At 41.6% G+C, this 6,071-nt stretch carries 5 protein-coding genes and 1 tRNA gene; 2 read left to right on the top strand and 4 right to left on the bottom strand.

What is annotated here, in order from left to right; translation table 11 throughout:
* Nucleotides 1-601: 601 nt before the first annotated feature.
* From ABWV72_RS20985 to ABWV72_RS20970, 4 genes are all read right to left on the bottom strand, one after another.
* A tRNA-Ser gene (locus ABWV72_RS20985) sits at nt 602-691 on the bottom strand.
* A 500-nt stretch (nt 692-1,191) separates the two neighbouring features.
* On the bottom strand, nt 1,192-1,779 hold the full coding sequence (locus ABWV72_RS20980; RefSeq protein WP_353372907.1) for an HAD family hydrolase: 588 nt from the start codon (nt 1,777-1,779) through the stop codon (nt 1,192-1,194).
* Between the two features lie 115 nt (nt 1,780-1,894).
* On the bottom strand, nt 1,895-2,953 hold the full coding sequence (gene nadA / locus ABWV72_RS20975; RefSeq protein ID WP_353372905.1) for a quinolinate synthase NadA: 1,059 nt from the start codon (nt 2,951-2,953) through the stop codon (nt 1,895-1,897).
* A gap of 97 nt (nt 2,954-3,050) precedes the next feature.
* Complete coding sequence (locus ABWV72_RS20970) at nt 3,051-4,211, bottom strand: acyltransferase family protein (protein ID WP_353372903.1); 1,161 nt, start codon at nt 4,209-4,211, stop codon at nt 3,051-3,053.
* A gap of 112 nt (nt 4,212-4,323) precedes the next feature.
* Between ABWV72_RS20970 and ABWV72_RS20965 the strand changes: the two genes are divergently transcribed.
* The gene (locus tag ABWV72_RS20965; RefSeq protein ID WP_353372901.1) at nt 4,324-5,229 is read left to right on the top strand and encodes a LytR/AlgR family response regulator transcription factor; all 906 of its coding nucleotides are present in this window, start codon (nt 4,324-4,326) and stop codon (nt 5,227-5,229) included.
* Nucleotides 5,230-5,350: 121 nt separating this feature from the next.
* Nucleotides 5,351-5,845 carry a hypothetical protein gene (locus ABWV72_RS20960; protein ID WP_216048357.1) on the top strand — a complete coding sequence of 165 codons (495 nt, stop codon included), beginning with the start codon at nt 5,351-5,353 and terminating at the stop codon, nt 5,843-5,845.
* Nucleotides 5,846-6,071 lie beyond the last annotated feature (226 nt).

The raw sequence follows: 6,071 nt of genomic DNA, 5'->3' as shown, positions 1-6,071 counted from the left end.
AGGAATAAGAACAGGTTCATTTTGTTCTATTATACCAATGGAACAATTAGACGTACCAAAATCTAAACCTGCGAACATTTTATTCTCTTTATTTTTACTGTTTAATTTCACTCGATACTCATTAAAGTCAACCCCAAAATTAGCCGACTAATCACACTAAAGTAAAAAGCATTATTTTTGCTAACCGGGTCATTGTTTGTTACTGAAAAGTTGGATTTTATAAAATACGTGGGCTTAGACACTGGCAAAAGACCCCTGCGTCTACGAAATCAGCGGGGCCAGATCCCACAGGTTTTGAGAAAGATGGAAATCATTTACTCTGAAATCAAAGGGAGCTGACCCCGAAGGTTTTGATTTCAACAATTCCTACTATCTTAAAATATGCCTGTCCACGAGTTTACCTATCTTAAAATATGCCTGTCCATGAGTTTATTGCATCTTAAAATATGCCTGTCCATGAGTTTCCATGAGTTTATGCCTGTCCATGACTTTATTGCATAGTGAAAACAATGGAATAAACATATCTGAACTAGTGGAACTGATCCCAAATTGATCCCAAACAAAAAAACCAGCAACTAAGTTGCTGGTTTTTTGATAAATTTGGCGGAGAGAGAGGGATTCGAACCCTCGTTAGGTTTAACCCTAAACACACTTTCCAGGCGTGCGCCTTCAGCCACTCAGCCACCTCTCCAAATTATTTCACTTGCTCTTCGAAATTATCTCAGAGCTAACACATCCATGATGATCGGCACCCAGTCCGTACATCCATGTCCGGCCGTTCAGCCGGGCGGTGCTGCGCACCTAAAGAGGCCGGCTTCACCCACCTCTCCAAATTGTTTCACTTGCTCTTCGAAATTATCTCAGAGCTAACACATCCATGATGATCGGCACCCAGTCCGTACATCCATGTCCGGTCGTTCAGCCGGGCGGTGCTACGCACCTAAAGAGGCCGGCTTCACCCACCTCTCCAAATTCTTCCCCGTTTCGATATAAAATTTAAACATTAAAATCGGCGCTCGGCGTGCGCGTTACTCAAGTATTTTACTTGCCGTCACTTTCAGACGGGTGCGTATGTTAGGGAAATACGCGCCCGTAAGCAAGTAGAAAAACCAATAAACTGGCGTTTGTAGGATTATTATTTAGCATTATTTGCTAAGGTTTAATAATAGTGATTAATACTTGTTCAAAAAGTTAAGGAAGTTGGATTTTTCCATTTATTACCATGATGCAGTCCATCCCTGCATTTTCGGCTGCTTGTTTACCTATTTTGGTGTCTTCAAACACGACACATTCTTTAGCGGTTAATCCCATATTTTTAGCCACCGTTAAAAATGTTTCGCCATGGGGCTTACCCTGCGTAACATCTGATGAAGTAACAACCGTCTCTAATCTGTCTAACAATCCGGTTTCAGTTAACATGCGAATCGCGTTAGTGCGCTCTGAACCAGTGCCAACGCCCATTTTTAACTTGCCTTGATACCTCTGCATAACTCCAAAAGTGTCCGGAATGATTGTCAGGTTATCATCAAGAGCAAGCCACGCATCGCGTTTTTTCTTAGCAACACCATTTAAATCGCAGTTTAGGCCATACTTTTCATTCAGTAGTTTGGCAATTTCTCTGGTAGGCACGCCGCCAAGAGAGTGAATATATTCTCTATCGTAAGGAATTCCGAAACTCTCACAGGTTTGTTGCCAAGCGGTTGCATGTGACCCCATTGAATCTATCAATGTGCCATCCATGTCAAAAACAATCCCTTTGTATTTACTCAAATCTAACATGACATAATCCTATGTGGTTTGTTGGGTGGTGTAACTTTATAGGGTTTAGGTGAAGCAAAAATGAAAATGCCAGCATGGCTGGCATTTCAAATTAACCACTGGTGAAATTGATAAACTAGGCGTTGCCGACTACTTTCATTTTTAGTTCAGCGGCAAAATCGAGCATACGATTTAGCGGAACTAAGGCTTTTTGTCTAAGTGCCTCGTCTACAAAAATTTCATGTCCGCTATTATCCATCAATGAATCGTAAATCGCTTTTAAGCCATTCATCGCCATCCATGGACAGTGAGCGCAGCTTTTACAGGTTGCACCGTTGCCGCCAGTTGGGGCTTCATAAAACGTTTTTTGGGGCGCTAATTGCTGCATTTTATAAAAAATACCGCGGTCAGTAGCGACAATGAACTTTTCATTACTTAAGGTCTGAGATGCTTTGATTAATTGAGTAGTAGAGCCCACCGCGTCGGCCATTTCAACTACACTGGCTGGTGACTCAGGATGCACTAATACTGCCGCTTCAGGATGCAGGTGCTTCATGTTTTGCAGCGCTTTTGCCGAGAACTCGTCGTGCACAATACACTCACCTTGCCACATCAACATGTCGGCACCGGTTTGTTTGGCGATGTATGCACCTAAGTGTCGATCAGGTCCCCACAGAATTTTTTCACCCATGGCGTCCAAATGTTCGACGATTTCTAGGGCAATACTGGATGTCACTACCCAATCTGCTCGCGCTTTCACCGCTGCGGAGGTATTCGCATACACTACTACGGTGTGATCTGGATGGGCATCACAAAACGCACTAAACTCATCAATTGGACAGCCTAAGTCCAACGAACAAGTAGCCTCTAAAGTTGGCATTAGCACCGTCTTTTGGGGGCTCAATATTTTTGAGGTCTCGCCCATAAATTTCACGCCTGCAACAATCAGCGTTTGTGCATCACTATCGCGGCCGTATCTTGCCATCTCTAATGAATCAGAGATAAAGCCACCGGTAGCCTCGGCCAGTGCCTGAATTTCAGGATCGGTGTAATAGTGGGCAACTAAAACTGCGTTTTTTTCAACCAATAAACGTTTAATTTCATCAGTATAAAAAGCGTTTTGTGCTGCGTTGAGTACTTCTGGTTTTGCCGGAAATGGGTAGTCAATAGAATCGATGCGATTCACCTGCGTCATCATGGTCTCTTGTAAACAGGGTTAACATGTTTGCGTATTATACAATTATTACAAACGAATGAAAAACCCAGTATTTTTGTGGGTATTATTTTTACTATTAGCTGTGTTTCAGACCAAACAACCACCTCGTGATTGCAGTACGTTTGACAATTTCATAGCCGATTAGACATCCAATGACGGTTCCGGACAATATCAAAAGAAAATCAAAAAATGTAGGTAAGTTATAAGGCTTTAGATACCAAGCTAGCATCACAATAAGGGTTTGATGAAACATATACCAAGGCAATACGGCTTTATTTGCATAGCTAACAAATTTTGCTGGACGATTTAAATATTGGCCTGCGTAGCCCACTAAGCTAAATATCCAAGCCCAAAGGTTAATGATAAAAATCGTGCCGTACAGGCCTCGCACTGCAATCGAACCCTCATATTGCTCGGCCAGCCAGGTAAAAGCGCCGTTTCTGTCAGCAACAATAAACAAATAGCCTAAAATGGCCAGATATAAAAACCAACGACGCTTAGCAATAACAGTATTCCACCAGCGCATTTGTTGGGCAAAAGTATAGCCAAATACAAAAATTAGAAAAGACTTAGCATGATTATACCAATCATTGGTTAGATCGTGGGTAGTGGGATAAGCAAGACGCAAGGTTAAGTACACCAGTAACAGCCCTACGACTATGCAAATAAAAGCCACCACAAAGGGAATATTTTGAAAAAACCTGCTGCCAATAACGTTGGCCAACAATGGCCTAATCACCAATACAATTAAACTGTAAATCCACAAATAGGGTAAAAACCAAAGATGATTCCAGGTAAGCAAACCGATAATCGACTGATGTTCTTTTAGTAAATCCGTATTGGGATTGATATATTCCACCCAAAATGACCAAAATCCTTCTGGAATTAAGTTTTGAGCCCGTGCCTCGATATATACTTGAGGTGCGACTATGACAAACATGCCAAATATCAAAGGCACAAATAAGCGGTTGGTTCTAAGTCCCATTAAACTCCAAATGGAGTAGCGTTTTTCAATTAATGACAATGCCATAGCGCTGATAAAAAATAACAACGACATGCGCCATGTATTGGTTAAAATCATCACTTCTTGTAACCAACGAAACGTTTCTGCGCTCTTAATATGCCAGCCCCAATCAAACACATAGTACATTCCAATGTGATAGAAAATCAGGATCAAAAAGGCTAAGTTTCTTAGCCAATCAATATCATAACGACGTTGATTAGATGATAGTGTCATGTTTAATTCCCACCGCTTGTAAAAGAAATGTGTTGATTTAGCATCCGCCTCAAAACACAATAAAAACAGAGCGCAATGACCAATCGAAAGGCAAAAGGGATAAGCGGTGGATATGCGGGATAAACAAAAATCAACTTGGTTTGAAAAATTCGATCAACATAAATATCTGTATAGCTATTTGCTGATTGCAGCTTATCTACTTATTAATAACAGTATTAATGCCTCCAGTGTTTGGATGGAACATAATCGCTCTAATGATGTTCAAATTCAGATGTGGGAACCCTATGTTTGGGAATATTCTAGTGCATTAAGCACACTCATTTTGTTGCCGTTTATTTTCGCATTATTTGCTCGCATGCCATTGCGTTTTGCCAATCTAGGTCGACAGCTTTTTATCCATTTTTTGATCACTATTTTATATTCAGCGGCCCATGTCGGCTTAATGGTGATGTTTCGAGAATGGGTCTACATGTTAGACGGTGGAAATTACGATTTCTCCCCTTGGCTGAGGGAATTTTGGTACGAATACCGCAAAGATGCATGGGGATATGTATTCTGGTTAATTCTGTATCAAGTTATGCAGTCGCTTTATGCACGACTTAAAGGAGAAGCGAGTTTAGTCAATGACCAAGAAGAAGCGTTTTGTGCAAAACCCGACTCAATGTCTGCGCCCTCGCCCGCTCCGTCACCGGATTTTTTATTAGTCAAAAAGCTAGATAAAGAGTTTTTAGTGAAAATCGATGAAATTGAATGGTTAGAATCAGCCGGAAACTATGTGAATTTACACAAACAAGGACGCATCTATCCTTTGCGAGGCACGTTAAATGACACCATAGCCCGATTGAGTGATAAAGGTTTTAGTCGAGTTCACCGCAGCTTTGCCGTGAACTTAGCGGCCATAGACAATATACAGTATCAGCCCAGTGGCGACGGTAAAATAACCTTAAAGGCGGGTAACACCTTAAATCTATCGCGACGTTACAAAGACGATTTAAAAATAAAGCTGAGTTCACCTTGACTAGCAAAGGTAAAATGCCGCTCATTAAAAAATACCGCCGTACTTGACACGTTATACAGGCAAATGGCGCAGGTAACGCCTAAAGACTTAAAAATAACCTCATATTACTGAAGAGAACGATATGCGCATTACACTACTAGCTACCCTACTACTGACTCAATCCGTGCTGGCCAACAATCTCAAAGATGATGAATATGCTGGAATCAAAATAGGTTCGCAAGCTGATAGCGCCATTAAGCTACTTAAAAATTATCAGTCACAAGAGGTCTTTTATGATGAACCGCAATCTTGTTTTTACCTAGAGCCTAAAACCCACGCTGATGGACCCTATATCATGGTAATGGATGGTATTGTTGTGCGTTTCGATATTGATGAGCAACTCTCGCAAATACAAACTCAAGAAGGATTAGGCATAGATTCATCTAAAGCCGATGTGATTAAAACTTATAACGACGTAAAAGTGTCTGTGCACCCTTACCTCGGAGAAGAAGGCGAGTATTTAGAAGTTAAGTTAAACAATGGCAACGGTCTTATTTTTGAAACTTACCGCGATAAAGTGACCAGTTTCAGACTGGGTAGCTACCCAGCCATTTTATACATTGAAGGCTGCGCATAACGACGCAGATCAACAAGTAATAACGTTATTGCTTATTAACTTTGCAACCAAGCTGTCGATGCCAACCTATCCTAGGCAGCTTGAGCACGAATCTAAGGGCGTTTAGCCGCAAATCCAGAGTAAGACGTATTTTCCTCGCCGGCTAGCCAACAAGAGCCTCTGAGGCGCCCTCACCTTGTAGCACGGCCTTTAGGCCGTGGCCTTGAACGAAGCCACAAAACCCACA

Origin of the sequence: Aliiglaciecola sp. NS0011-25, from assembly GCF_040370605.1 — a bacterium.
GTDB classification, from domain to species: Bacteria; Pseudomonadota; Gammaproteobacteria; order Enterobacterales; family Alteromonadaceae; genus Aliiglaciecola; species Aliiglaciecola lipolytica_A.
This window is presented reverse-complemented; position numbering and strand designations above follow the sequence as displayed.

What these genes read in the sequence shown, in the direction of transcription:
- ABWV72_RS20980 (WP_353372907.1), bottom strand. Translation starts at nt 1,779, where the DNA reads ATGTTAGATTTGAGTAAATACAAAGGGATTGTTTTTGACATGGATGGC.
- nadA (WP_353372905.1), bottom strand. Translation starts at nt 2,953, where the DNA reads ATGACGCAGGTGAATCGCATCGATTCTATTGACTACCCATTTCCGGCA.
- ABWV72_RS20970 (WP_353372903.1), bottom strand. Translation starts at nt 4,211, where the DNA reads ATGACACTATCATCTAATCAACGTCGTTATGATATTGATTGGCTAAGA.
- ABWV72_RS20965 (WP_353372901.1), top strand. Translation starts at nt 4,324, where the DNA reads ATGCGGGATAAACAAAAATCAACTTGGTTTGAAAAATTCGATCAACAT.
- ABWV72_RS20960 (WP_216048357.1), top strand. Translation starts at nt 5,351, where the DNA reads ATGCGCATTACACTACTAGCTACCCTACTACTGACTCAATCCGTGCTG.